Consider the following 23367-nt stretch of genomic DNA (forward strand, 5'->3'; position numbering starts at 1 on the left):
GTTTCTGCTTCATCAAGTGTTGTGTACTCAAAGTGACCATTCTTCTTAAATGATTCGGTCCTTCATGGGAATTCTAGAAGTTCCCATTACTATGACCTCGGCTGACTTCTGGTCGTTCAGCGGACATTCACATGTCCGGTTACGATGAGAGCACCGCATATCGACCAGACCTCCCAGGGTAAGCACACATTCTTCCTCTCCATGTCCCCTCTTCATTTACTCCATACACCCTTCGGCAGTAAGGACTTTGACTTGTTTTGCAGTCTCATCCAAGTGTACGTAGCCTGATGAAGTTCGTGTTCCTAGGGGCGGAGATTTGCCTCCGACTTCCTTCAGATTCTGGGTCGCCCCAGACACCTTTGTCTTTAGCTAACCGCTACTACTGCCTTCACGGATCGGGACTTGAACCCTATAGACTGTGCGCATGCCTGGCACACAAAACGAAGCAAAGCGTCTTCCGCCTTGCTTCGCCTAAAATCTGCAATGTTTCACGTGAAACAAGGATTTATTTGTCAGAATATGAACCCTCTTACTCTATACACCAGTCAATTTCTTTCCCGCCATTCTTTTTCAGCCATTCATTGGCTCTGGAAAAAGGCTTGCTTCCAAAGAAGCCTTTACGGGCAGAGAATGGACTAGGATGTGGAGACTGGATGACAAAGTGTTTGCTGATGTCGATCAGCTTCAGCTTTTCCTGTGCCGGACGTCCCCAAAGCATGAAGACAAGCGGCTTTTCCCTGTTATTCAGTTGCTCGATCACCTTATCTGTGAAGGTTTCCCAGCCTTTGCCTTTATGGGAATGTGCCTTGCCTTCCCTGACTGTCAGCACAGTATTCAGCAGAAGGACTCCCTGTTCTGTCCATTTACTTAGGTTTCCATGATCCGGAATGCGGCATCCGATATCCTCATGAAGCTCTTTATAGATGTTTTTTAAGGAAGGTGGAACTCTCACACCTTTTCTTACTGAAAAGCTTAACCCATGCGCCTGTCCTTCTCCATGATAAGGATCCTGGCCGAGCAGGACCACTTTCACCTCGCTAAAGGGCGTTGAATTAAGCGCATGGAATATATTCTGCTTCTCGGGAAATATTTTTTCTGTCTGGTACTCCTTCTCAAGAAACCCTTGTAATTCATCAAAATACGTTTTTTCCATTTCGGTTTTTAATACATTGTTCCAATCGTTTTTAAGAATCCCAGCCACGATTTACACCCTTTCATGCTAATTCTTATATTCAATTGTTACTTTGTAGCCAAGATGCTGAAAGAACTCCTTCAAGGATTTTTCTGCGTTCTTTTCAGCTGTCTGCAGCAGCCCCTGTTCAACAGCTTCCTGCTGAATCAAGTCTTTGGCCACTTCAGCAAAGGCATACCCTTCTTCCCAATCGACTTCACTCCGGAAGATTCCTTCCACAGAAAACGCTTTAATGTTTTCCATATCAATCGAAGGCGATTGCAGAATCTCTGCTCTAGGCAGTTCTATCGTCATTTCTTTTCCCTCTTCATCTATTGAAATATCATTTTCAGTCACTTTTTTTAAATCAACCCCGGCTAACACAGAGCCCGGCACCACCAACAACAGGTTCCGTTTGGTCCCTGGAATATCAGCGGAAATTTCCTTCCCGAAGATTTTATTATCTTCCTGCTCGATCACTGCTTTGGTGAAAGCCTGTGCTGTTGCCAATGAGTTCATGTCTTTGATCTGCTCGACAAACGATCCCTGTTCCTGCTGGAATGTACTTCCCGAAAGCCATGAATAGATGCCTATCGATAATCCCGATATAACCAGTATCACGATGAGCAGCATAATCAGGAACTTACTCTTCCACACGCTGAATAATGCTTTCCCCGCCTTTAAAAAAGGCAGTCTGACTCTTCCTTTATCTAAAGCGGCCGTGGCACTTGCCTGCTGGCTGCTATCCTTTATTTCTGCTAAAAGAGACTCTATTTCTCTTATTCTAGCTTCATTATTTTTCAATTCATCCACCATCCTCCTTCATATTATAGAAAATATTGTCGTAAGTTGGAATACATAATTCCGAAAACGGGTAAAGTACTCATTACTATTAAATGGAGGAAAAACCCATGAAACCCTTGAAAAACCGGGGTAAAAAGAGACCTGTTCTCCTTACGCTCCTTATTTTGGTATATTTTGGAACAGTCATGTTCTATCAAACTCATAAGCCTCTTCCTGAAGGGCTCTCCTATGAGGGTAAGGTCTTCCGTACAAATGATATCGACTTCATGTACGATCTCTCCTATAAGGACCCCGCCGGACATTTTTCCCACGAATCAAGGATATTTGAACGAATCAATCAAATGATCGCAGAAGCAAAAGACTTTGTCGTCATTGATCTGTTTCTTTTCAACAGCTATTATGACGGAAAATACGATATGCCGGATTTAGCAGGAAACCTGACACAGGCTTTACTAGAAAAAAAGCGGCAGGATCCTGATATCGAAATGGTGTTTATCACCGATCATATCAATACCACTTACGGCTCCCATCTTGCTCCTGAAGTGGAACAGCTCAGGAAGAACGGAATCAGCGTCATGTACACCGACCTGGAACCCTTGAGGGATTCGAACTTTGTCTATAGTTCCATATGGCGGACATTCTTTCAATGGTTTCAGTCGGAACCCGAAGATGAGGGCTGGCTGCCGAACCCCTTGGCCTCCACTGCCCCGAAAGTGACGGTCCGGTCCTACTTGGAGCTATTAAATGTGAAGGCAAACCATCGAAAAGTGGTGGTGACAGACCAGTCCGCTCTCATTACATCAGCAAACCCCCACAATGCGAGCGGTCTCCACTCGAATATTGCCTTTGAAGTCAAGGGCCCGATCATCGGGGATATCCTTAAGACCGAGAAAGCTGCAGCAAGGTATTCAAACGGTCCATCGCTGCCTGATTACAGCAGAAACGGGGAAACCGGGGGCAGCATTAAGGCACAGGTGCTGACAGAGGGTAAAATCTTCGAGAGGGCATTGGAAGAACTGGATAAGGCAGGAAAGGGAGATACCGTCTGGCTGGGAATGTTTTACCTCGCTGAACGGAAAGTCATTAACAGGCTTGTCGGTGCAGCCAGCCGCGGAGCCGATGTAAGAATCATTTTGGATCCGAACACAAATGCCTTCGGCCAGCAGAAAATGGGGCTCCCGAATATCCCGGTTGCTTCAGAACTCCAGCGCCGCGGCGAGGAAAACATCCATATCCGGTGGTACAATACAAAAATGGAACAATATCACACCAAGCTTCTTTATATCAAAAAGAAAGACAGATCCATCATTCTTGGCGGGTCGACAAATTACACCACAAGGAATTTTGAAGATCTCAATTTAGAGACCAATCTCTGGATAGACACTCCCCTCAATAAGGAAATAAACAAAGAAGTTTCCGCATATTTCACTAGATTATGGGAGAACGAAGATGGACTTTATACAGAGAAGTTCAAGGAAAAGGGTTATGAGATCCCATGGTTGAAATACATTGGATATAGAATTCAGAAACTGCTTAATTTTACCACTTACTGAGTTTGTTTAGCTCTCTGAAATCCGGGTAAATAGTAGATATAACGCTTCAGCAAACAATTAGAGGAGGCAGTTACTATGTATGAAGTACACACTGTAGAAAATGGAGTACATGCAACAAAAGTAATTGAGGAATTGAATTCTCTTGGCTATGACAAAGATAACATTTATATCTTTGCTCATGACAAAGAGCGCTCCAAAGACCTTACTGAAGGAACCCATACGGAAAGTGTCAGCATGAGTGAACAAGGCATGTTTGATTCCCTTGGCAACACATTCAAGAAGCGCGGAGATGAGCTTCGTTCCAAAATGGGTTCCCTTGGATTGACCGACTCAGAAGCAGATCATTATGAAGAAGAGTTGGACAAAGGGAAAGTAGTCGTTGTCGGAAGCAAATCCGAATAATCTCCCCGAGATGACTATTTTTTATCTTAACCTTTAACAGCTTTTTATCTTAACCTTAATTGGCTCCCGAATGGGGGCCATTTTTTATGGAAATAGTAAAAAAAGTGCCAGCACACGGTTGAGCGGCTGGTTTGTTTCATTCTTTTAAGGGCTCACGAAAAACGTTGTTTTCGCAATCGGGCGGGGAATTTAGTAAAATGGGAAGTAATCCAGATTTATAACCGGATAAGGAGGCCGAAGTATGGAACCTATTACGCTGGCAAAGGTTCAGGGGTTGATCAATGACTTTGCCCGGAAAGACGTTTATATACATTTAGAAACCACGAATGGAGCTTATGCTTCTCACTTTAATGAAGACTTTTTCTCTGCAGGCGCCTACATACGCAATGCACGAGTGAACTATGAACACGGTAAGATCATCGGCGATGGACCCTTCAGAGCGGGGCTTAAGCTTGAGATCGGCTGGATATATGCTGAAGGCCTGACCCACTTTGAGAAGACAGATAAAAATCAGCTGCTGCTTGCAGGACATGATCATAATGGCAAGCTGGCTGTTGCACTTCAGATCAGTCCGACACCTTTTTAATCGAACTCCCTTTGAATTCTAGGAGGTTACAGTATGCAAAAAGAAAAACAAGTTCTTGTTATATTCCCCCACCCCGATGATGAAGCATTCGGGGTTTCAGGGACGATTTCAAAACATATAAAAGAAGGCACACCTGTGACGTATGCCTGCCTGACACTTGGAGAGATGGGACGCAACCTGGGGAATCCGCCATTTGCAACCCGGGAATCCCTCCCGCTCATCCGTGAAAAAGAACTGAAAAGAGCGGCTGAAGTCATGGGAATCACGGACTTGCGGATGATGGGGTACCGTGATAAGACGCTGGAATTTGAAAATGATGAAAAACTGGCCAATATGGTGACAGAACTCATCGCGGAATTGGATCCTTCACTGATCATCACTTTCTATCCGGGATACTCAGTCCACCCAGACCATGAGGCGACAGCGCGTGCTGTGGTAAGGGCCGTCCGCCGCCTTCCAAAATCCTCCCGTCCAAAGCTGCATTGTCTGGCATTCTCAAATGACTGCAAAGAACATTTGGGCCAGCCGGACATTACGAATGATATCTCAGATGTAAAGGATCAAAAAATCCAGGCAATGAAGGCGCACAGTTCACAGACTGCATGGATGCTTCCGCAAATCGAGGAAGGAATCGCCTCCCAAGACCCGGAAGCCCTCAAATGGGTGACCATTGAACATTTTTGGACGTACAACTGGGAAAACGATCAGGTAGAATAAGGTAATACCGCGACAAGGCGCCGGAACTCTTTCCAGGCGCCTTGTCTATTTTGGCTCCTTTTTTGATAGATAAACCTTCAGTGTTTCCATGAGAATCTGCCGGTCATAGCCTGTCTTCTTATCCAGTCTCCCTGCCCTTTCTTCAACTGTTCTCAAAGGTTCATCATACTATTTTCCTTCACTGGTACTGAGAAAACTTCCCCCTCACCGAACTCCCAATGAGCCACTTCGTATCCATAAGGAACCCTTATCTGCAGCAGCGGATCAGGCTTGAAAAGATTCTGTGAAAAGCTGCAGCCTCCATAAAGGCTTTTAGTTCAACGGGAGCAAGTTCATACACCTGAGTGGATACTTTTCCATCAGCACGGTGATACCGTACTACCACTTCCCCACCCGAGGCAGGATTTGGACTTCGGCAGCAGGAAAATAACCAGTCAGCTTTGCCCTGGTGAAATCCGGCTGCTCCTTCTCTATCATAACCAGCTGAAGCCATTAAACTCTCAAATCACATAATAGCGGTTTTCATGGTTGTCTTGGGCAATGACAGCCACATGCGCTTTCTCTGATTTCAAATCGTATCCGATTGGATAGGCCATAATTTCCGCTTTTTTGAATTCTTCGAGCAGCCAAAGGGCCAAATCAAAGCAATTTTCTGTCATTCCATATTGAGCTCTATTTTTTCCTAAAGTCGCTACATCCTTCTGTGTTCCACTCTTGCCCCTCCTATGAAACTATACTCTTGGCAATGTCTCCATGGGAAAACGGTCAAATTCCTTCCAATCTTTTAAAATACCTTCCGCTCCCTTCCTATGTATCAACTATTTTGCATCCGTGTATTCCTGCATGGCCATTGGATATTTCCACCAACATGATGCTATACTTTATGAAAGACTCAATTCAGGAGGACAAGCTTTGATTAAAAGTATACTGCCTATAAGTGAACAAAGCTCTACTATCATGGATTTCTTAAAGAATGCCATCTTAATCCTTGATGCCGGCTACTGTATCGTTTATTTGAATCCTGCATGCGAAAGATTGTTGAAAGTCAAAAAAGATGATGTCCTTCATATGAATGCATATGAGCTGTTCCCGGATGCCCCGGAAGATGTCCGCCATATCGAAAACACTGTAAAGTATGGAAAGTCTGTAAAGGTCAGAAGAATGCCTTATCAGTTTGGAAAGTTCAATAGTTACTTCAATCTGGAAACTCATGTTCTGGAAGAAGACGGGAAGGTAATTGGAGCAGTCGCTGAATTCTCGGATGTGACGGAGTTTGTCCAAGAAGAAGAAAAATTCAAGTTAAACCTGGAACAAATGGCATCCAATATTATTCTCCTCCCGGAAGGAAAAGGGATCCTCCCACTTAATCAAACGATAATTGACGACTTGGAAATCGAACTGATTACTGAAAAAGTGCTAATCAGTGTTTCTGAGAAAAAGCTTTCTTCCCTGATTGTTGACCTGTCCTCCATCATTGAAGCCAATCACCGCTTTTTCCATTCCATCAGCGGACTCCTGAACGCCCTCAGGCTTCTCGGTGTCAATGTCATTATCACAGGCATGAGGCCCGTGGTTGCGCAGAATATGGTGACTTCAGGTATCTCTTTGGATCAATATAATATTCAGGTCATCCGGTCAATAAGGGATGCCTTTTAGGAAGGGATATCCTTCCTCTTTATTTTTTATTTATAATGAGTGATTACTCACTTTACAATCTTTGGTTTCCATTTTATTATAAGAGTGAGTAATCACTCATTAATATGGAGGTGTTCATTTTGGAATCGATCATCCATTTGAAAACTATTTATAAATCCTTCGGCAAACAAGAAGTCCTCAAGGATATTTCGTTGAAAGTGCCGCCGGGTGAAATTTTCGGTTTAATCGGCCCTTCAGGATCGGGAAAGACGACCCTGGTAAAAATGCTTATCGGGTTGGAATCACCCGATTCCGGAACTGTTGAATTTAAAGGCCAGCCTTTAAAAGCCTCCTCCCTCTATGAAGCTGTAGGGTATATGGCTCAGGCTGATGCTTTATACACCGAACTGACTGCAAAAGAGAATTTGAACTTTTTCGCTTCTCTTTACAGCTTAAAAAAGAAAGATAAAGAGGAACGGATCCGCAGCGTCATGGATACAGTCGATCTCCTCGACCACCTCGACAAGCCTGTTGCCTTGTATTCAGGAGGAATGAAACGAAGGCTTTCGCTTGCCATAGCCCTTCTGCATGACCCGGAAGTTCTGATACTGGATGAACCGACAGTCGGCATCGATCCTTTATTGAGGAAGCAAATCTGGGAGCAGTTTCAAGAGCTGAAAGCAAGGGGGCGGACGTTGCTGATCACCACCCATGTCATGGATGAGGCAGAACGCTGTGACAGACTTGGGCTGCTAAGGAATGGAACACTGCTGGAGAGTGAGGAGCCTTCCTCGATCAAAGTAAAATACGGTGTCTCATCAATCGAAGAAGTTTTTTTATCGACGGAGGTGGATTAACATGCTAAGAATCACTGGTTTTGTCATCAGGATCATCAAACAGCTTTTCAGGGACAAACGGACACTGGCGTTAATGTTTCTTGCACCGGTACTAATTTTGACGATGATGTGGCTCATCTTTGATTCAGATCCATACGTCCCTGAGGTCGGGATAGTGGCAGAGAATGAAAAGATGGTGCAAACAATGGATACAGACGGGTTTATCCTGTTCGACAGCCAAAAGAAAGCTGAAGAATCCATTAGAGAGGGTGACCTTGACGGGTATCTTTCCATTAAGCACGGAGCATCCCCGGTACTTGTACTGGAGGGAAGTGATCCTTCGATCAATCAAAGTGTCATGAAAGCCGTTCAGGCTGTTTTCTCCAATCAGGAGGATAATCCAAGCCTCGATGTTGAATATATCCACGGAGAAAAGGATATGGGCATGTTCGATTCCTTTGGCCCTGTATTGCTGGGATTCTTCATCTTCTTCTTTGTCTTCCTGATCAGCGGGGTATCCTTTTTACGGGAAAGAACGAGCGGGACTCTTGAGCGACTGCTGGCAAGTCCATTAAAAACCTGGGAAATGGTCGTGAGTTATGTACTTGGATTTGGTATATTCGCCGTCCTTCAGGCAGCTTTTATATCCTGGTATGCCATCTATATACTCGATATGCTGATGCTGGGAAGCTTCACCAATGTGCTCATCATCATAGCGTTACTAGCCTTAACGGCATTGACACTTGGCATCCTTTTATCTGCATTTGCACAGAATGAACTGCAAATGATGCAATTCATCCCAATTGTCGTGATACCGCAAATATTTTTTTCCGGACTCTTCAACTTGGACACGGTCACGGATTGGCTGAGCTGGATTGGTCCCTTCACCCCGTTGTATTATGCTGCAGACGGGTTACGGGATATCATGATCAGAGGTGCTTCACTCGGTGATTTAACCGGAAAAATTTCCTACTTGTGCGGATTCTCCCTGCTGTTCATCCTCCTGAATGTTGCAGCATTGAGAAAATACCGTAAAATATAAGATAACTCAATCTTATAAGGAGTTTTCCATGACTGAACAAAATGATATGCTCGATATTTTATTGAACAGTGAAGAAAAGCTGACGGAAAAGCAGCAGAAAATTCTTGAGGCGGCATTGGAGATATTTGCAGAAAAAGGCTTCTCAGCAACCTCGACAAGTGAAATCGCCAAAAAAGCAGGAGTGGCTGAAGGGACGATCTTCCGCCATTATAAAACCAAAAAGGACCTATTGCTTTCGATTGTGGCGCCGACCATGGCTAAACTTATCGCTCCCTTTATCATCCGGGATATCAATAAGGTCCTGAACACGAAATACGAAAGGTATGAAGACTTTCTGAAAGCAATGATCCTGAACCGCCAGGCTTTTTTAAAGGAAAATATGTCTTCCTTCAGGATTCTTATACAGGAAATCCCCTTTCATCCAGAGCTGAAGGAGCAATTCAAGGAACATGTTGCCAGCAAGGTATTGGAACGCTTCAAGCACCTGGTCGAATTTTATAAAGACAAAGGCCAGATCATCGACCTGCCGACCGAAGCTGTCATCCGCTTTACGGCTTCGAGTGTATTCGGCTTCCTGCTCATCCGGCATCTATTCCTCCCTGAAGCCGACTGGGATGATGAAAAAGAAATCGACAGGACGATCCGGATGGTCATGAATGGGATCAGTGCCAAAGAGTAGGTTTAGTTATCGGGGAAAGAAAATAAAAGGAAAAATCGAGGGCGGAATCGTTTATGATTTCGTCCTCGAATTTGATTGATAATCCTTTATGGCAGATGGAGCTGGACGAGTTCCGTTAGGAGATCTCACATCTTCCGCTCCAGTCACTACTGTTTTGAAAATTTTGGACAACACTCTTTCAGGAAAAAAGTCTTTTTACCCATCCCTGTTATGCTGGAATTGTAATTAATTATTTATTCCTTTCCATTTAGATAAATGCAATCATTAAATCTGATACAAATCTTAAGAGCCATCATCTTTTCAGGGTGCACGTTGGAGGACGTTTGAACCAATTCATCGGAAAAATACGTTAAAAATCAAGAAAAAAGGAGTGACAAGATCAATGTGATTTGGCACTCCTTTTGATGTGATATTTTGCATTTTGTACTCGCATACAGAACCTATCAGCTTTTCATTTAAAAAACAGACAAAGGATCCTGCCTTCCTTTCAGCTGCTCTATTTCCCCTCCTGCTCCAGCTTCCTCTCCAGAAACTCTTCTTTGATGGCTGAGAGGAGCTGGTGGTCTGTCAGCAATTCCAGCCCTGTCAGCGCAAGAGCCTTAGCGCCTTTGATCAGTGCTTCATCTCCTTGAGGGGAAGCAGCTGCTTCCCTGAACGGAACGGTATGGGCGACAAGATTATCGGCTCCAATTTTTATATAAGGATGGATTGTCGGCACCACCTGGCTGATGTTTCCTGCATCCGTTGAACCAAGGCCTTCCCTGTCGTTGAGATCCACCGTTTCACCAAATTCCTCAATAGCTCTTTTAAAGGCACCGTCAAACGTTTTATTCAAGAGAAGATTATCAACCTCGTTCTGGAAGGCAATGACGTTCAACTCGGCTCCTGTCGCCAAGGCTGCTCCTTCTGCCACAGCTTTTACCTTCTTGGTCACTTCATTCAAGGTGGCTCTTGTGGCTGCCCGGATGAAGAAACGTGCTTTTGCATATTCAGGAATGATGTTGGGCGCGTCTCCTCCGTGAGTAATGATGCCATGAATCCGGACATCGTCTGTCAGCTGCTGCCGCAATGAATTGATTCCATTGAAGAGCTGAATGACAGCATCCAACGCATTCACCCCTTCATGAGGAGAAGCTGCTGCATGGGCAGGGACACCCCGGTATTCAAAATCAAGCGGATCGACGGCAAGGGAAGTCGAGGTCACTCTTGTAGAATTGGCGGGATGGACCATCAATGCCGCATCTATCCCTTTCAGCAGGCCATCTTTGACGAAGCTTCCTTTGGCGCTGCCATTCGGTCCGCCTTCTTCTGCAGGTGTCCCCAATACTACGACCTCGCCGCCTGTAGTTTCAATGACCTTGCTAAGTGCAATGGCCGCTCCGACACTTGTTGTGCCGATGATGTTGTGTCCGCAGGCATGCCCAAGGCCGGGCAGGGCATCATACTCAGCCAAAAAGGCCACTGCAGGTCCAGGCTTTGCGGACTTTTTTCTTGCCAGGAAGGACGTTTCGTGGCCGGCAACAGCTCTTTCTACCTCGAAGCCTTCTACTTCCAAAATCCCTGAAAGAAGCTTTGATGCGAAATATTCTTCATTACCGATCTCCGGTTTTTCATGGATGCTGTGGCTGGTGCTGATGTATTTCTCTCTCTGGCTTTCGACATTCTCAATAATTACACTTTTTAATCCTGTATTGATTTCTGTTACTGAAGTCATTTTTATTCCTCCTGATTACTTTAATTTTTTGAAGCAGTCTGCCTTACTGGGGCTGATCAATCTCAGTTAATACTTTGGGGTGCGGACGTTATTCGACACTGTTTCGCCGATATTTGACATGGGTTGGTCGGTATTCGACACGGATCGGTTGTTATCCGACAAAGGCCGGCTGTTTTTCGACACTCCCCCCGGCAAGTTCCAGCACAAGTCGGTCGATAGAATTCGCCTGGTACTGGGAAGCGTTAACTGGCAGGGTTTGGCCGATTAACGACATGTGTGATTGATATTCGACATAACTAAGTTGATATTCGACACTGTTTGGTCGATATTCGACATAACTAAGTTGATATTCGACACTGTTTGGTCGATATTCGACACAACTTGGTTGATATTCGACACAAACCAGTCGATATACGACACTATTTCGTTGATTGGCCGTGGTTATCGGCGTTTTTGGATATTTATCAGCTTTTTTCCGAAGTTTATCGGGGATTTTCAAAATTCATCAGCGATTCCCAAAAATCACCTGTGTCTCCGGACTTGGTCCTTTACTCTCCACTGTCACTAAGCGGTACAAATGTAGGGATCGTGCTGCCTTTGTATTCTTTTTCGATGAATTCTTTAACGTCATCCTGTTGATAAAGGTCAGCCAGTTTTTGGAGTGTCTCGTTTTCTTTGTCTTCTGTGCGGACCGCAATGATGTTGATATATGGCGTAGCGGTTTCGCTTTCATGGAAGATGGAGTCCTCTGTTGGATTGAATCCGGCGTCAACGGCGATACCGTTGTTGATGATGGATGCGGCTACGTCCGGCAGTACCCGCGGTGTCTGTCCTGCTACCACCGGGACAATTTCAAGATTTCTAGGGTTGTCGACGATTTTATCCACTGAACCATTTCCATCAAAATTTTCCGGCAGCGTGATCAGGCCCGCTTCCTGCAGCAGCAGTAATGCCCTTCCCATGTTTGTTGCTTCGTTCGGCACAGCGATTTTTCCGCCTTCAGGGATTTCGTCTGCTGTTTTGTATTTTTCAGAGTAAATTCCCATTGGGGCAATGACGGTTGTGGCGATTGGCGTTAAATCCAGGTCATGTTCTTTCTTGAAGGCGTTAAAGTAAGAGATTGTTTGGAATGCGTTCGCATCCAGTTCACCTTCTGCAAGGGCGATGTTCGGTTGGACATAATCGGAGAAACGGACGATTTCGACTTCGATGCCTTCTTTTTCTGCTTTCTCTGATATGTAATCCCAAATGCGGTTATCGGAACCGCTGACACCTACCTTGACTTTCACTGTTTCTTCTCCGCTTGTTGAGCTGGAGCAGGCAGCTCCCGTGACTGCCAACGCTAAAATGAGTCCTGCCAAAAATAGTTTTTTCATAGATGATTCCTCCTCTTATCTTCTTCTGATTTTTTTAGATGTGATGTTTCCTAGAGTTTGAAGGCCCTGGACCATGATGACCAGTATGCCGACCGTAATCAGCATGACGGTTGTATCAAAACGCTGGTAACCGTATGTGATGGCAAGATCGCCCAGTCCTCCGCCTCCGACTGCACCGGCCATAGCGGAGGCACCGACAAGACCGACCGTGGCTATGGTGAGGGCAAGCACCAACGAACTGAGCGCTTCTGGGATCAGGAATTTAAAAACAATCTGCCATGGGGTTGCGCCCATGGACTCTGCCGCTTCGATGACGCCCGGCTCTACCTCAAGCAATGAATTTTCTATTAACCTGGCAATATACGGTCCTGCATAAAAGACCAGCGGAACGACAGCTGCGGCCGTGCCGATGGACGTTCCGACAATCAACCTTGTTACCGGGATGATTGCCACCATCAGGATGATGAACGGAATCGACCTGAACACATTGATGATTCCATTTAAAACATTAAACACCGGCAGGTTCTCCATGAGATGCCCTTTGCGGGTGACAACCAGCAGGATCCCCAGCGGCAATCCAAGAAGGGCTGAAAACAATAGTGAAAATGCGACCATCTGGATGGTTTCAATGAGTGCTTCGATGATTTGCTCCTGATCAACTAGCATTTGCTTCAACCTCCTTGATTCTGACTTTTTCCTGGTTGATATACATCAACGCTCGCTTGATCTCACTATCGCTTCCGATGAATTCGACAATCAAGTTGCCGAATGGTACGCCTTGAAGTTCCGTGATATTTCCAAATAATACATTCGTATCGATATCGAATTTCTTTGCAACTTTGGAGAGAAGCGGCTGCCCGGCAGACTCCCCGACAAAATTGATTCTGAAGATTTTTTGCAAACCGGCATTGTACCGGACGATTTCTTTGATTGTTTCCGGCAATGCATCATTCATCACAGTGCTGACAAAATTCTTCGCTGTCGTTGTTTGCGGTTCAGAGAAGACATTGAAGACGGATCCTTCTTCGATGATCTTTCCTGCTTCGATGACTGCCACCCTATCGCAGATTTCCCGGATGACCGTCATTTCATGGGTGATGATGAGTATGGTGATGTTGTATTCTTTGTTGACCTTTCTCAACAGCTGCAGGATCGAGTTTGTTGTCTGTGGATCCAGGGCCGATGTTGCTTCATCACAAAGCAAAATGGCAGGCTTTGTGGCAAGTGCCCTCGCAATCCCGACTCTCTGCTTCTGCCCGCCTGACAGCTGATCCGGATAGTAGTCCGCCTTATCACCCAGCCCGACGAATTCAAGAAGTTCCGTTACACGTTCCTTGACTTCATTGTTTGGAACTTTCCCGAGCTTCAGCGGCATGGCAACATTGGCAAACACCGTCTTGGAATTCAACAAGTTGAAATGTTGAAAAATCATGCCAATATTTCGTTTGACCTCCCTGATTTCTTTTGGAGACAGTTTGGTAAGGTCTTTCCCATTCACGACCACGCTTCCTGAGGTCGGCTTCTCCAGCCAGTTGACACAGCGGATCAAGGAGCTTTTCCCTGCTCCGCTGAAGCCGATGACACCAAAGATCTCCCCTTCGTTTATCTTCATATCGATTCCGTCCAGTGCCCTGACTGGCTGGTCCCCACTCTCATAAATTTTTGTCAGTCCTTGGAATTCAATCATTGTGTATATGGCTCCCTTCTTTAGCTGTATTAAAAAAACCTCTTCCAGGAGATGGAAGAGGTTTTTGGCACGCGGGCAAAAAGGACTCTTCTTATCTCCCAAGCTAAAAGCTTGCTGGATTTGGCACAGTACTAAAAAAATAGTCCGCTGCCGAGGCTTCACAGGGCCAGTCCCTCTGCCTCTCTTGATAAGAAACTTTATTATTTTTATCAAATTACTCAGATTAAAATGTAAAAACCGCCCTGATTTTCCTCCTTTATGCCATTATTTTAAAAAAAAATAAAAAACCCTCTTCTTGAAAGCGAAGAGGGCATGATTATGTAATCCGGCCTCTTCTCATCTTTCAAGCAATGCTTGCTGGATTTGGCACGGTACTAAAATAGTCCGCTGCCGAGGCTTCACAGGGCCAGTCCCTCTGCCTCTCTTGATAAGAAGTATGGAAATTTATTCTGTTTTTTTAACTTGAGTTACACTTTACAACGTCATTTCAAAAGTGTCAATACATAAAAAAATAAATTTTCAAAAATGAGTACTTGATCCTCTTTTGGGTTTGATAGGTTTCATAGGCTATACTTGGAGAAAACAGCAGCAAGTCGGGTATGAAAAATTTTATTCCAAACCATTTGACCATGTGGTGCACCCCATGGTTTATGATAAAAAGCAGGTGCAGGGGGAGAAATATGTATAAAATCAGTGAGTTTGCCAAGATTACCGGTCTCAGCAAAGAAACGCTGCGGTATTATTCAGAGATAAAACTGCTCGAACCGGCATATATTGATCCAAAAAATCACTATCGCTATTATGATGACGGATCTTATTTTCTAGCCATTCTTCTCGTCAAGCTCCGGGACTTCGGGCTTACCATTCAGGAAATGCAAGGAGTAATGAATGATGAGTCCTTCTTTAACCTTGAAGCACTTTTGCTCGAAAAAAGAAGAAATCTCCAAAAGCAAGTGAGCGAGTTACAGGGAAAAATGAGTGAAATTGATCATTTTATTAAATCGGGAAGGGAGCAATCAAATTGATCCAATGGAAAGATGAGACAATCATCTCCGCCAATATTGAAAAGGTATGGAACCTTTTTCTGGAGGAAAACATGCCAAGAATCATGCCAAAAGTCATTGAGAATAAGCCTGTTCATGTTACCGAGGAAGTGACAGGGTCCCGGTATCAGCAAAAATATCAGGAGGGCAAACGAGTCGAAACCTACATTGTTGAGACTCTTGGATACGAGAATACTGAGAACAAAAAGGTTAAACAGATTGGATTTGTCATTGCCAAAGCTTTTGAAATCAATCTCTCCTTCACCCTTGAAAAAATAGATGAGGCACATACCAGATTTATTTATGAAGGTTATAATAAAGGCAAAAATTTTGTCGGACGTGCCATGTTGAAACTTGGGGGAGACAAGAATAATAATAAAGCTGTAGACGATTTTATGGAGCTAGTGAGAAAAGAATCCATGAAATAAGAGACTGTCTATTGAAATGACAGTCTCTCTTGGAGGCTTGCCCCTATGCATAAACATCCATTATCCTGTATGAAATAACTGAAAACTCGTCATTCCTCACTTCGGCCGCTGTTCAATTCCGAAAGAGTAATCTTATACAGTTTGTCATCATCCTCTGCAGGATTTCCCCTGCCGTCCGTGTTATTACTGATGAAATACAGTGTTTCTTTCTCAATATAGACATCCCTTACCCTTCCATACCCTGACAGAACTTCCTCGACTTCGCCCGTGTCCACGGAAAATCTCTTTACCCCTTCACCTCTAAGAGCCGCAAAGTATATCCGCCCATCATAAAAGTCAGCTCCGGACGGTGCCCAAGCAGGCTCGCCCGAATGAACCAGTGGCGGCTGCATCCCTTGGTGTTTTTCACCACCTGTTATCAGGGGCCAGCCATAATTCTTTCCAGCTTGGATCAAGTTGATCTCATCAAAGCCGGATGGACCATGTTCTGTACTGTAAAAATCGCCGTTTTCATTCCAGGCAAGACCTTGGGGATTACGATGTCCGTAACTGTAGACGTAGGAATTTTGGAATGGATTATCAGCCGGAATTGAACCATTCAGGTTCATTCGGAGAATTTTTCCGCCAAGGGAACCTAAGTCTTGTGCATTTTCCTTTACAGTCGCATCTCCAGTGGTAATATAAAGCTTTTCATCCGGACCGATAGTAAGACGGCCGCCATGATGATACTGCCCGCTCGGAATGCCATCCAGCAAGACGGTTCCTTCTTCCCAGACCTCACCATCCAAGTTCAATGTCACAACACGGTTATGCGGCTGGCTGCTGTTTTGGTAAGTGTAATAGGCATATGCAGATGGCCTATCAGGAAAGTCGGGGTGCAGGGCGAACCCGAGAAAGCCAGCTTCGGGCACCTGTGCCAAGGGCTCCTTCAGCTTCACGTTCATTCTGGTGGCCTCTCCATCCGACACCTTTACAATCCCTCCTGTCCGTTCATTGACATAAAAGGTATTCCCGGCCTTATTTATGGACCAGGGCACTTCCAAGTTATCTGCCAGTACTTCAGCGACACGATTCTCCTTTGCTGCAGTTTCCTCATCTTCCTGCGGCTCTTCAGGTTCAGAAGGTGCACTGGAACAAGCGGCAAGAAGCAGGAGACACACAACGGAAGTAAGCTTAAAGCGGCTTTTCATACAGCATTCCCCTTTCAATCATCCTTAAAAAGACTGTTTTGGTATAGATGGTTGCTTTCGGTCAATCCCCAAGCCGGATTCCCCCCCTGAATACAAAGACTTTCTCTTTGAACAGGAAGAGCAGCTCTTTTCTTTTTTATTATCTGATATTTCAAGGTGAGCAGAGTGATCTCTTTCGACATTCTTAGCGAAAGGAGACAAAGTCAAAGAATAGAGACTTAAAAAACACCTCCTTTTTGAATTCTCAGGAGGTGTCAGTCTATTCAGTATGTACCCGTAATAACGAGTTTAATCCACTATCGCACCTTTATTTTCCAAGGCTTCGTATATGGCTCTTGCCACTCCATCTTCTTCGTTGCTGGACGTTTTGTAACGACAGAAATCCAGGATTTCCTCGGCCGCATTCTCCATGGCAACCGGTCTTCCTACAACTTGCATCATGGAAAGATCATTAAGGTTATCACCGACAGCCAATGCTTCTTCAGTCCTAAGCCCTTTTTCTTCAATCAGTTTCTTCAAGGCGATTCCTTTTTGTGCATTAACACTGGTCACTTCAAGATTCTCCCGTCCAGATGCACTGATGGCGAGCCCGCCTGCACGCTCCAGCTGGTCCTTTGCTGTTTGCAACAGGCCTTCATCAAAGGAAAAGACGAGGAATTTATATACAACGTTATCATTTGAGAATGCCTCGCTGTAATCATCGACTACCTTTATATGTCCTTTCTCGAATCGCTCCTGTGCAGCATCCCTGATGGCCTGCTCAGATGTTTCGGGATTGGCTGTCTTAAAGATATCGATAATTGACTGGATGCCTCTTTCATAATCCTCTGTATAAACACCCTTGTTTGTGTATAATTCGAAATAAATGCCTAGGTCCTTTAAAATCCGCATAATATCAAGAGCCTTTTCCTCCTCGATGGAGTTCGTATCCACTACCCGTCCTTCCTCATTTCGGACTTCTGCACCATTCACACAGATAATTGGACAAGTAATTCCCGCCTCCTTGAGGACGTATCTTGCTTCTTCATAAGATCTTCCTGTCGCTACCACAACCTGGACTCCTCTTTCCTGAGCCTCAAGGAGGGCTTTGCGGTTTCCTTCACTTACTTCTTGTTTTCCATTTAAAAGAGTTCCGTCCATATCACTCGCAATTATTGATATCATTTCTTTGTACCTTCTTTCTAAAGGAGATTAAATCCATTGATGCAAGACAAGTTCCTTCCTGCCTAAAGGCATTTTAACATTCCAATGCAAATTTATTGTAAAGATAGACTCAGAGTTATCTTACCCTTATCAGGGTTCCTTATCTAAAAACCGTAAATAAAAAAAGAAGCCCCTTATTTAAGGCTGCTTCACTAGCTTTTCCATCAGGCCGCGTCTGTTGATTTCCTTTTTTACCATTTCTGTAAATTCCACCACAACATCCTCTTCTACCGAACGCTGATATATTTCCATGACTTCATTATCCGTTAGGCCAAAAAGAGAATTCATCCCGTTCACCTGCTGCTTTCGATTGACATTGCTGGCTGTTTACCCTGTTTTACCTATTACTAAACCTTTATTCCTAATTTTTTTCATTTTTTATATGAATTTCAAGATTGATTTACAGAAGTCAAACAGAAGACTCTATCGAATTCGCCAGACTTGATATAAAATTTTGAATATATCTTCTTTTGTTTTTATAATAGAAGAAAGGGGAATGGAAGGGAGGGAAACTTGCTTGGCAGCTTGGTATTTTAAGGTATGTCTGGACAGTTGAATAAATATAAATTATCATGTATTTTATTACGTTGTTGAGGTGAAGTCAAATGGACAAAGGACAATCGAAAGTCAAAGCTAAGGCGAGTACGGGAAATGTGCTTCTATTTCTGATCCCGTCTCTTTTAGGAATAATTTTATTTATGATCCCAATCCCGCAGGATGATGCGGTTACGATTCCGATTGCAATTCTTTCCGGATTCGTTCAGGACACGATTGGGGAATATGTCCCAGCCATCATGACCGGATTAATTATCGTGACGGTTTTGGGTTCTTTTGCAGCTAAAATCTTTAAACCCGATATTATTATGAATAATGCCTTCTTAAATAACTTATTTGCTGTCAATACGGTATGGCTGATCATTCGGCTTTTCGGGGGAATCTATGCCGTAATGACGCTATTCCAAGTTGGACCTGAATGGGTCTGGTCTGATGCTACGGGCGGATTACTGTTGAGTGTGGACGGGCTGCTGACCATCCTCTTCTCAGTCTTTCTCTTTGCCGGCCTGTTCCTGCCGCTCCTGTTAAATTTCGGCTTGCTGGAACTGCTGGGTGCCCTGATGACCAAGGTGATGAGACCGCTGTTCGGACTGCCTGGGCGTTCATCGATTGACGCTCTTGCCTCCTGGCTTGGTGATGGAACCATCGGGGTGCTTCTGACGAACAAACAGTATGAAGACGGCTATTATACTAAAAAGGAAGCCGCCATCATCGGGACGACATTCTCTGTTGTATCCATTACCTTCAGCCTTGTCGTCATTTCTGAAGTAGGACTCGGAGATTACTTCTTGCCATTCTATGGAGCCGTTGTGCTGTCAGGGGTTGTAGCAGCCCTTATCATGCCGAGGATTCCACCGCTCTCGCGAAAGCCGAATACTTATTATAACGGCCAGGAAGGCGAGGATACAATGGAACTGATCCCAGAAGGATACTCACGACTGGGATATGGTTTCGAGCAGGCGCTGGTACAGGCCCGCAAAAATAATAACCTGGGAAAATTCTTTGCAGATGGATTTAAAAATGTATTGGATATGTGGCTTGGGGTTGCACCTATTGTCATGGCCATCGGGACAACCGCATTAATCATCGCTGAAAACACACCTGTCTTCAGCTGGATCGGAATGCCTTTCATCCCGATTCTTGAACTATTGCAGGTTCCTGAAGCTGCGGCTGCATCCGAAAGCATCCTTGTCGGTTTCGCAGACATGTTCCTCCCGGCAATCTTCGGGTCAGGGATTGAAAGTGAACTGACACGCTTTGTCATTGCCAGCCTTTCCGTGACACAGCTGATCTATTTATCAGAAGTAGGCGGATTGCTGCTGGGCTCAAAAATCCCAGTCAACTTTAAAGACCTGGTATTCATTTTCTTGGAAAGAACGATCATTACCTTGCCGATTATTGTAGTAATCGGGCATATCATTTTCTAACGTTGATTCGTCCCCCGCAAACCATCTGGGCTGCGGGGGTTTTTATTATCCGGGGGACTATATTTAACGCAATAATGTTGTCCATGGGCACAATCAACCTGAAAGTTGGAGCAAAAGCGTCTTTTAGACATAATCCCCAGTGAAACTGGACATTTAAAAAAGCGGATGCACCAGGCATCCGCTCATTCAATCCTACTTTTTCAATTTGTTCAGCATATCTTCTGTCATACGCGCAAGATCATATTCTGCCTTGAATCCCCACTCTTCAGCCGCAGCAGAAGCATCAATTGAGTTCGGCCAGCTTTCAGCGATTCTTTGTCTGACCGGGTCTACGTCATAGTCGAGTTTAAAATCCGGAATGTGCTTGCGGATTGCTGCCGCCACCATTTCCGGTTCTACGCTCATAGCTGTGACGTTGAATGAGTTTCTGTGTTTCAGCTTGGATGGATCTGCTTCCATCAAATTAATGATGGCATTCAGTGCATCCGGCATGTACATCATGTCCATATACGTGCTTTTGTCGATATAAGAAGTATAAGAGCCGTTTTCAATTGCTTTATAATAGATATCGACTGCATAATCGGTTGTGCCGCCGCCCGGTGGTGTCGCATAGGAAATCAACCCGGGGAAACGCAAACCGCGGGTATCCACGCCAAATTTATTATAGTAATAGTCACAAAGCAGCTCACCAGATACTTTGTTGACACCATACATTGTGGTCGGACGCTGGATGGTGTCCTGCGGAGTTTGATCCTTTGGAGTTGACGGTCCGAATGCTCCGATTGAACTTGGTGTAAAGAACTTGCAATTAAGTTCTCTCGCCACTTCAAGTGCATTCACAAGCCCGCCCATATTCAGGTTCCATGCCAAAAGCGGTTTTGCTTCTGCTGTCGCGGATAATAGTGCCGCTAAATGGATGATCGTATCCACTTGATGCTTCTTGGCTATATCAAGCATCTTTTCTCCATCAGTCACGTCAAGGATTTCAAACGGTCCTCCTGTGACCACTTCACTATCGATTGTGCGGATATCCGTAGCAATGACATTGTCTGTGCCATAGATTTCGCGCATCTTAAGGACAAGCTCCGACCCGATCTGGCCAAGAGCCCCCGTTACTAAAATCTTCTTCATCTTTTGCAACCTCCTGTATATAAAGCGCAAGCGGCCGTTCAGCGCCGTACAGATTGGAGGGCTTCCGCATGAGATAAAGGAAACACGGCAAGCAGAGCGAGCCGATGTTGACTTATCGCAAGGAGGAAGACCGAAATCTGCCAGGCGCTGGCCGCTGGAGCTGGATTGACTATAAAGCGCATGCGCCTTGTTCAGCCCCGACAGGCATAAGACGAGCCGGCGGGAAGGTTGCTCTTTAACCTTCTTGACGGATGGGCTTATGACCCCGAGGGGCTAGGCGCTGGAGCTGGATTAACTATAAAGCGCATGCGGCCGTTCAGCGCCGTACAGATTGGAGGGCTCTCGCATGAGATATAGGAATCACGAAGAGCGACAGCGATTCGATGATGACTAATCGCAAGGAGAGAGACCGAAATCTGCTAGGCGCTGGCCGCTGGAGCTGGATTGACTATAAAGCGCAAGCGGCCGTTCAGCGCCGTACAGATTGGAGGGCTCTCGCATGAGATATAGGAATCACGAAGAGCGACAGCGATTCGATGATGACTAATCGCAAGGAGAGAGACCGAAATCTGCTAGGCGCTGGCCGCTGGAGCTGGATTGACTATAAAGCGCCTTGTTCAGCCCCGAAGGCATAAGACGAGCCGGCGGGAAGGTTGCTCTTTAACCTTCTTGACGGATTGGCTTATGATCCCGAGGGGCTAGGCGCTGGAGCTGGATTGACTATAAAGCGGAATGGCCCCGCTCAGCGGCGTACAAACTGGAAGGCTTCCGCATAAGATATAGGAAACACAACGAACACCGTGAGTTGATGTTGGATTTTTTCCAGGACAACTCTTAGGCTCTTCGTCCGTTCCGGTGGGTACGAATCCTCGGCAGCTGGACTGCGGGATTACATTCATTGGGTACGTAATCCCGCAGGAGCCGCTCACCTTCCGCTCCAGCAATCCCTTTATAAAACGCTTCTATTTTCAAAAAGTATCCTGATAAAAACTCTTTTTAGATCAGGTCCATCTCTTTTCCGACTTTTTCATAAATGGCAAGTGCATCATCGAGCATCTCTTTTGTATGGGCAGCTGTCGGCATATTTCTTACACGGCCCGTCCCGCGCGGCACTGTAGGGAAGACGATGGATTTTGCATAGACGCCTTCTTCGTTCAGGCGCTTGCTGAACTGCTGAGTCGTTTTTTCATCACCGACGATGCAAGGTGTGATTGGTGTTTCACTTTTGCCGATATCAAAACCGAGTTTCTTTAAGCCTTCTTTCAGATATGTGCTGTTTTCCCACATTTTATCTTGAAGTTCTGTGCTGTTTAAGATCAGCTCGAGTGCTTTTGTTGTCGCTGCTACATCTGCAGGTGTCAAAGCAGTGGAGAACAAGAATGGCCTTGATGCGACTTTCAGCCAGTCAATCAGGTTCTGCTTACCAGCAACGTAGCCGCCGATGACCCCGATGGCTTTTGACAGCGTACCAATTTGGAAGTCCACCCGGTCAGACAATCCGAAATGTTTAACCGTACCGGAACCTTTTCCAAGGACACCGGAACCATGGGCATCATCCACATACGTCATGATGTCGAATTTTTCGGCGATTTCCACAATTTCCGGAAGCTTCGCAACATCACCGTCCATAGAGAATACACCATCCGTAATCACCATTACTTTATTGTATTGGCCCGATTCAACCGCTTCTTTTGCTTTGGCATGAAGATCTTCCATGTCAGAGTGGTTATAGCGGATCACTTTCGCGCGGGAAAGCCGGCATCCGTCGATGATGGAAGCATGGTTCAATTCATCAGATAGGATGGCGTCATGCTTATTCATGACAGCAGAAATGGCTGCCATATTACAGTTGAAGCCAGATTGGTAAGCAATCGCTGCTTCCGTTCCTTTAAACTCTGCTATTTTACTTTCAAGCTCCAGGTGGATGTCGAGGGTACCATTGATGGTACGCACTGCTCCTGCACCGACACCGTATTTTTCAACGGCTGTGATTGCTTCTTTCTTCAGTCTCTCATCGGTTGCCAGTCCAAGGTAGTTGTTGGAAGAAAGATTGATCAACTCTCTTCCGCCGATTTTAATGATTGGGCCGTTTGCGCTTTCGACTGGATCGATCTCGTTATAAAGACCGCGGTCTTTTAAATCGTTCAGGTTTTCACTTAAAAACTGATCTAATTTTTTGCTCGTCATA

General features: G+C 45.1%; 23 protein-coding genes and 2 riboswitches. Of the genes, 11 read left to right on the forward strand and 12 right to left on the reverse strand.

Features of this window, described 5'->3' with window-relative positions; translation table 11 throughout:
- Positions 1-529 precede the first annotated feature (529 nt).
- On the reverse strand, positions 530-1201 hold the full coding sequence (locus tag AC4E8A_RS22500; RefSeq protein ID WP_490196040.1) for a uracil-DNA glycosylase: 672 nt from the start codon (positions 1199-1201) through the stop codon (positions 530-532).
- 18 nt (positions 1202-1219) lie between these two features.
- Complete coding sequence (locus tag AC4E8A_RS22505) at positions 1220-1987, reverse strand: DUF4230 domain-containing protein (protein ID WP_490196041.1); 768 nt, start codon at positions 1985-1987, stop codon at positions 1220-1222.
- A gap of 95 nt (positions 1988-2082) precedes the next feature.
- Here AC4E8A_RS22505 and AC4E8A_RS22510 point away from each other — a divergent pair, with 95 nt between their 5' ends.
- From AC4E8A_RS22510 to bshB2, 4 genes are all read left to right on the forward strand, one after another.
- A complete protein-coding gene (locus tag AC4E8A_RS22510) occupies positions 2083-3528 on the forward strand; it encodes a phospholipase D family protein (protein ID WP_490196043.1) in 1446 nt (481 codons plus the stop codon).
- 75 nt (positions 3529-3603) lie between these two features.
- The gene (locus AC4E8A_RS22515) at positions 3604-3930 is read left to right on the forward strand and encodes a YflT domain-containing protein (protein ID WP_490196044.1); all 327 of its coding nucleotides are present in this window, start codon (positions 3604-3606) and stop codon (positions 3928-3930) included.
- Positions 3931-4171: 241 nt separating this feature from the next.
- On the forward strand, positions 4172-4516 hold the full coding sequence (locus tag AC4E8A_RS22520; RefSeq protein WP_490196045.1) for a YojF family protein: 345 nt from the start codon (positions 4172-4174) through the stop codon (positions 4514-4516).
- 33 nt (positions 4517-4549) lie between these two features.
- Positions 4550-5233 (forward strand): bacillithiol biosynthesis deacetylase BshB2, encoded by a 684-nt coding sequence (gene bshB2 / locus AC4E8A_RS22525; protein WP_490196047.1) that lies wholly within the window; start codon positions 4550-4552, stop codon positions 5231-5233.
- A gap of 500 nt (positions 5234-5733) precedes the next feature.
- On the opposite strand, the gene AC4E8A_RS22530 is transcribed toward bshB2, so the two are convergent.
- Positions 5734-5892, reverse strand: a complete 159-nt coding sequence (locus AC4E8A_RS22530) for a hypothetical protein (protein WP_490196048.1) — start codon at positions 5890-5892, stop codon at positions 5734-5736.
- Between the two features lie 253 nt (positions 5893-6145).
- On the opposite strand from AC4E8A_RS22530, the gene AC4E8A_RS22535 reads away from it, so the two are divergent.
- The 4 genes from AC4E8A_RS22535 to AC4E8A_RS22550 all read left to right on the forward strand — a co-directional run bounded on the left by AC4E8A_RS22535 (position 6146) and on the right by AC4E8A_RS22550 (position 9425).
- Positions 6146-6889 carry a PAS domain-containing protein gene (locus AC4E8A_RS22535; RefSeq protein ID WP_490196050.1) on the forward strand — a complete coding sequence of 248 codons (744 nt, stop codon included), beginning with the start codon at positions 6146-6148 and terminating at the stop codon, positions 6887-6889.
- Positions 6890-6999: 110 nt separating this feature from the next.
- Positions 7000-7725: an ABC transporter ATP-binding protein gene (locus AC4E8A_RS22540; RefSeq protein WP_490198964.1), complete on the forward strand. Its 726-nt coding sequence runs from the start codon at positions 7000-7002 to the stop codon at positions 7723-7725.
- A 1-nt stretch (position 7726) separates the two neighbouring features.
- Positions 7727-8746: an ABC transporter permease gene (locus tag AC4E8A_RS22545; protein WP_490196051.1), complete on the forward strand. Its 1020-nt coding sequence runs from the start codon at positions 7727-7729 to the stop codon at positions 8744-8746.
- Positions 8747-8774: 28 nt separating this feature from the next.
- On the forward strand, positions 8775-9425 hold the full coding sequence (locus AC4E8A_RS22550) for a TetR/AcrR family transcriptional regulator (protein ID WP_490196052.1): 651 nt from the start codon (positions 8775-8777) through the stop codon (positions 9423-9425).
- 496 nt (positions 9426-9921) lie between these two features.
- On the opposite strand, the gene AC4E8A_RS22555 is transcribed toward AC4E8A_RS22550, so the two are convergent.
- The 4 genes from AC4E8A_RS22555 to AC4E8A_RS22570 form a co-directional block, all read right to left on the reverse strand.
- Positions 9922-11139, reverse strand: a complete 1218-nt coding sequence (locus AC4E8A_RS22555; protein WP_490196053.1) for a M20 family metallopeptidase — start codon at positions 11137-11139, stop codon at positions 9922-9924.
- 548 nt (positions 11140-11687) lie between these two features.
- Positions 11688-12515, reverse strand: coding sequence for a MetQ/NlpA family ABC transporter substrate-binding protein (locus AC4E8A_RS22560; protein WP_490196054.1), 828 nt, complete (start codon positions 12513-12515; stop codon positions 11688-11690).
- Between the two features lie 15 nt (positions 12516-12530).
- A complete protein-coding gene (locus AC4E8A_RS22565; protein WP_490196055.1) occupies positions 12531-13181 on the reverse strand; it encodes a methionine ABC transporter permease in 651 nt (216 codons plus the stop codon).
- Complete coding sequence (locus AC4E8A_RS22570; protein ID WP_490196056.1) at positions 13171-14202, reverse strand: methionine ABC transporter ATP-binding protein; 1032 nt, start codon at positions 14200-14202, stop codon at positions 13171-13173. Before AC4E8A_RS22570 ends, AC4E8A_RS22565 begins: the two co-directional genes overlap by 11 nt.
- An 88-nt stretch (positions 14203-14290) precedes the next feature.
- Positions 14291-14396: riboswitch (SAM riboswitch) on the reverse strand.
- Positions 14397-14535: 139 nt separating this feature from the next.
- Positions 14536-14636, reverse strand: a riboswitch (SAM riboswitch).
- A gap of 246 nt (positions 14637-14882) precedes the next feature.
- On the opposite strand from AC4E8A_RS22570, the gene AC4E8A_RS22575 reads away from it, so the two are divergent.
- Positions 14883-15227: a MerR family transcriptional regulator gene (locus AC4E8A_RS22575; RefSeq protein ID WP_490196057.1), complete on the forward strand. Its 345-nt coding sequence runs from the start codon at positions 14883-14885 to the stop codon at positions 15225-15227.
- Positions 15224-15673: an SRPBCC family protein gene (locus AC4E8A_RS22580; RefSeq protein ID WP_490196058.1), complete on the forward strand. Its 450-nt coding sequence runs from the start codon at positions 15224-15226 to the stop codon at positions 15671-15673. Before AC4E8A_RS22575 ends, AC4E8A_RS22580 begins: the two co-directional genes overlap by 4 nt.
- Before the next feature lie 89 nt (positions 15674-15762).
- Here the strand turns inward: AC4E8A_RS22580 and AC4E8A_RS22585 are convergent, their stop codons facing one another.
- From AC4E8A_RS22585 to sda, 3 genes are all read right to left on the reverse strand, one after another.
- Positions 15763-16863, reverse strand: coding sequence for a PQQ-dependent sugar dehydrogenase (locus tag AC4E8A_RS22585; RefSeq protein ID WP_490196059.1), 1101 nt, complete (start codon positions 16861-16863; stop codon positions 15763-15765).
- Between the two features lie 288 nt (positions 16864-17151).
- Positions 17152-18027 (reverse strand): HAD family hydrolase, encoded by an 876-nt coding sequence (locus AC4E8A_RS22590; RefSeq protein WP_490196060.1) that lies wholly within the window; start codon positions 18025-18027, stop codon positions 17152-17154.
- Between the two features lie 177 nt (positions 18028-18204).
- The gene (gene sda / locus AC4E8A_RS22595; RefSeq protein ID WP_490196061.1) at positions 18205-18354 is read right to left on the reverse strand and encodes a sporulation histidine kinase inhibitor Sda; all 150 of its coding nucleotides are present in this window, start codon (positions 18352-18354) and stop codon (positions 18205-18207) included.
- A gap of 317 nt (positions 18355-18671) precedes the next feature.
- On the opposite strand from sda, the gene AC4E8A_RS22600 reads away from it, so the two are divergent.
- Positions 18672-20048 carry a YjiH family protein gene (locus AC4E8A_RS22600; RefSeq protein WP_490196062.1) on the forward strand — a complete coding sequence of 459 codons (1377 nt, stop codon included), beginning with the start codon at positions 18672-18674 and terminating at the stop codon, positions 20046-20048.
- A gap of 192 nt (positions 20049-20240) precedes the next feature.
- On the opposite strand, the gene AC4E8A_RS22605 is transcribed toward AC4E8A_RS22600, so the two are convergent.
- On the reverse strand, positions 20241-21179 hold the full coding sequence (locus AC4E8A_RS22605; RefSeq protein ID WP_490196063.1) for an L-threonine 3-dehydrogenase: 939 nt from the start codon (positions 21177-21179) through the stop codon (positions 20241-20243).
- A 996-nt stretch (positions 21180-22175) separates the two neighbouring features.
- A complete protein-coding gene (locus AC4E8A_RS22610) occupies positions 22176-23366 on the reverse strand; it encodes a glycine C-acetyltransferase (protein ID WP_490196064.1) in 1191 nt (396 codons plus the stop codon).
- Position 23367 lies beyond the last annotated feature (1 nt).

The organism is Bacillus sp. SRL337 (assembly GCF_984799155.1).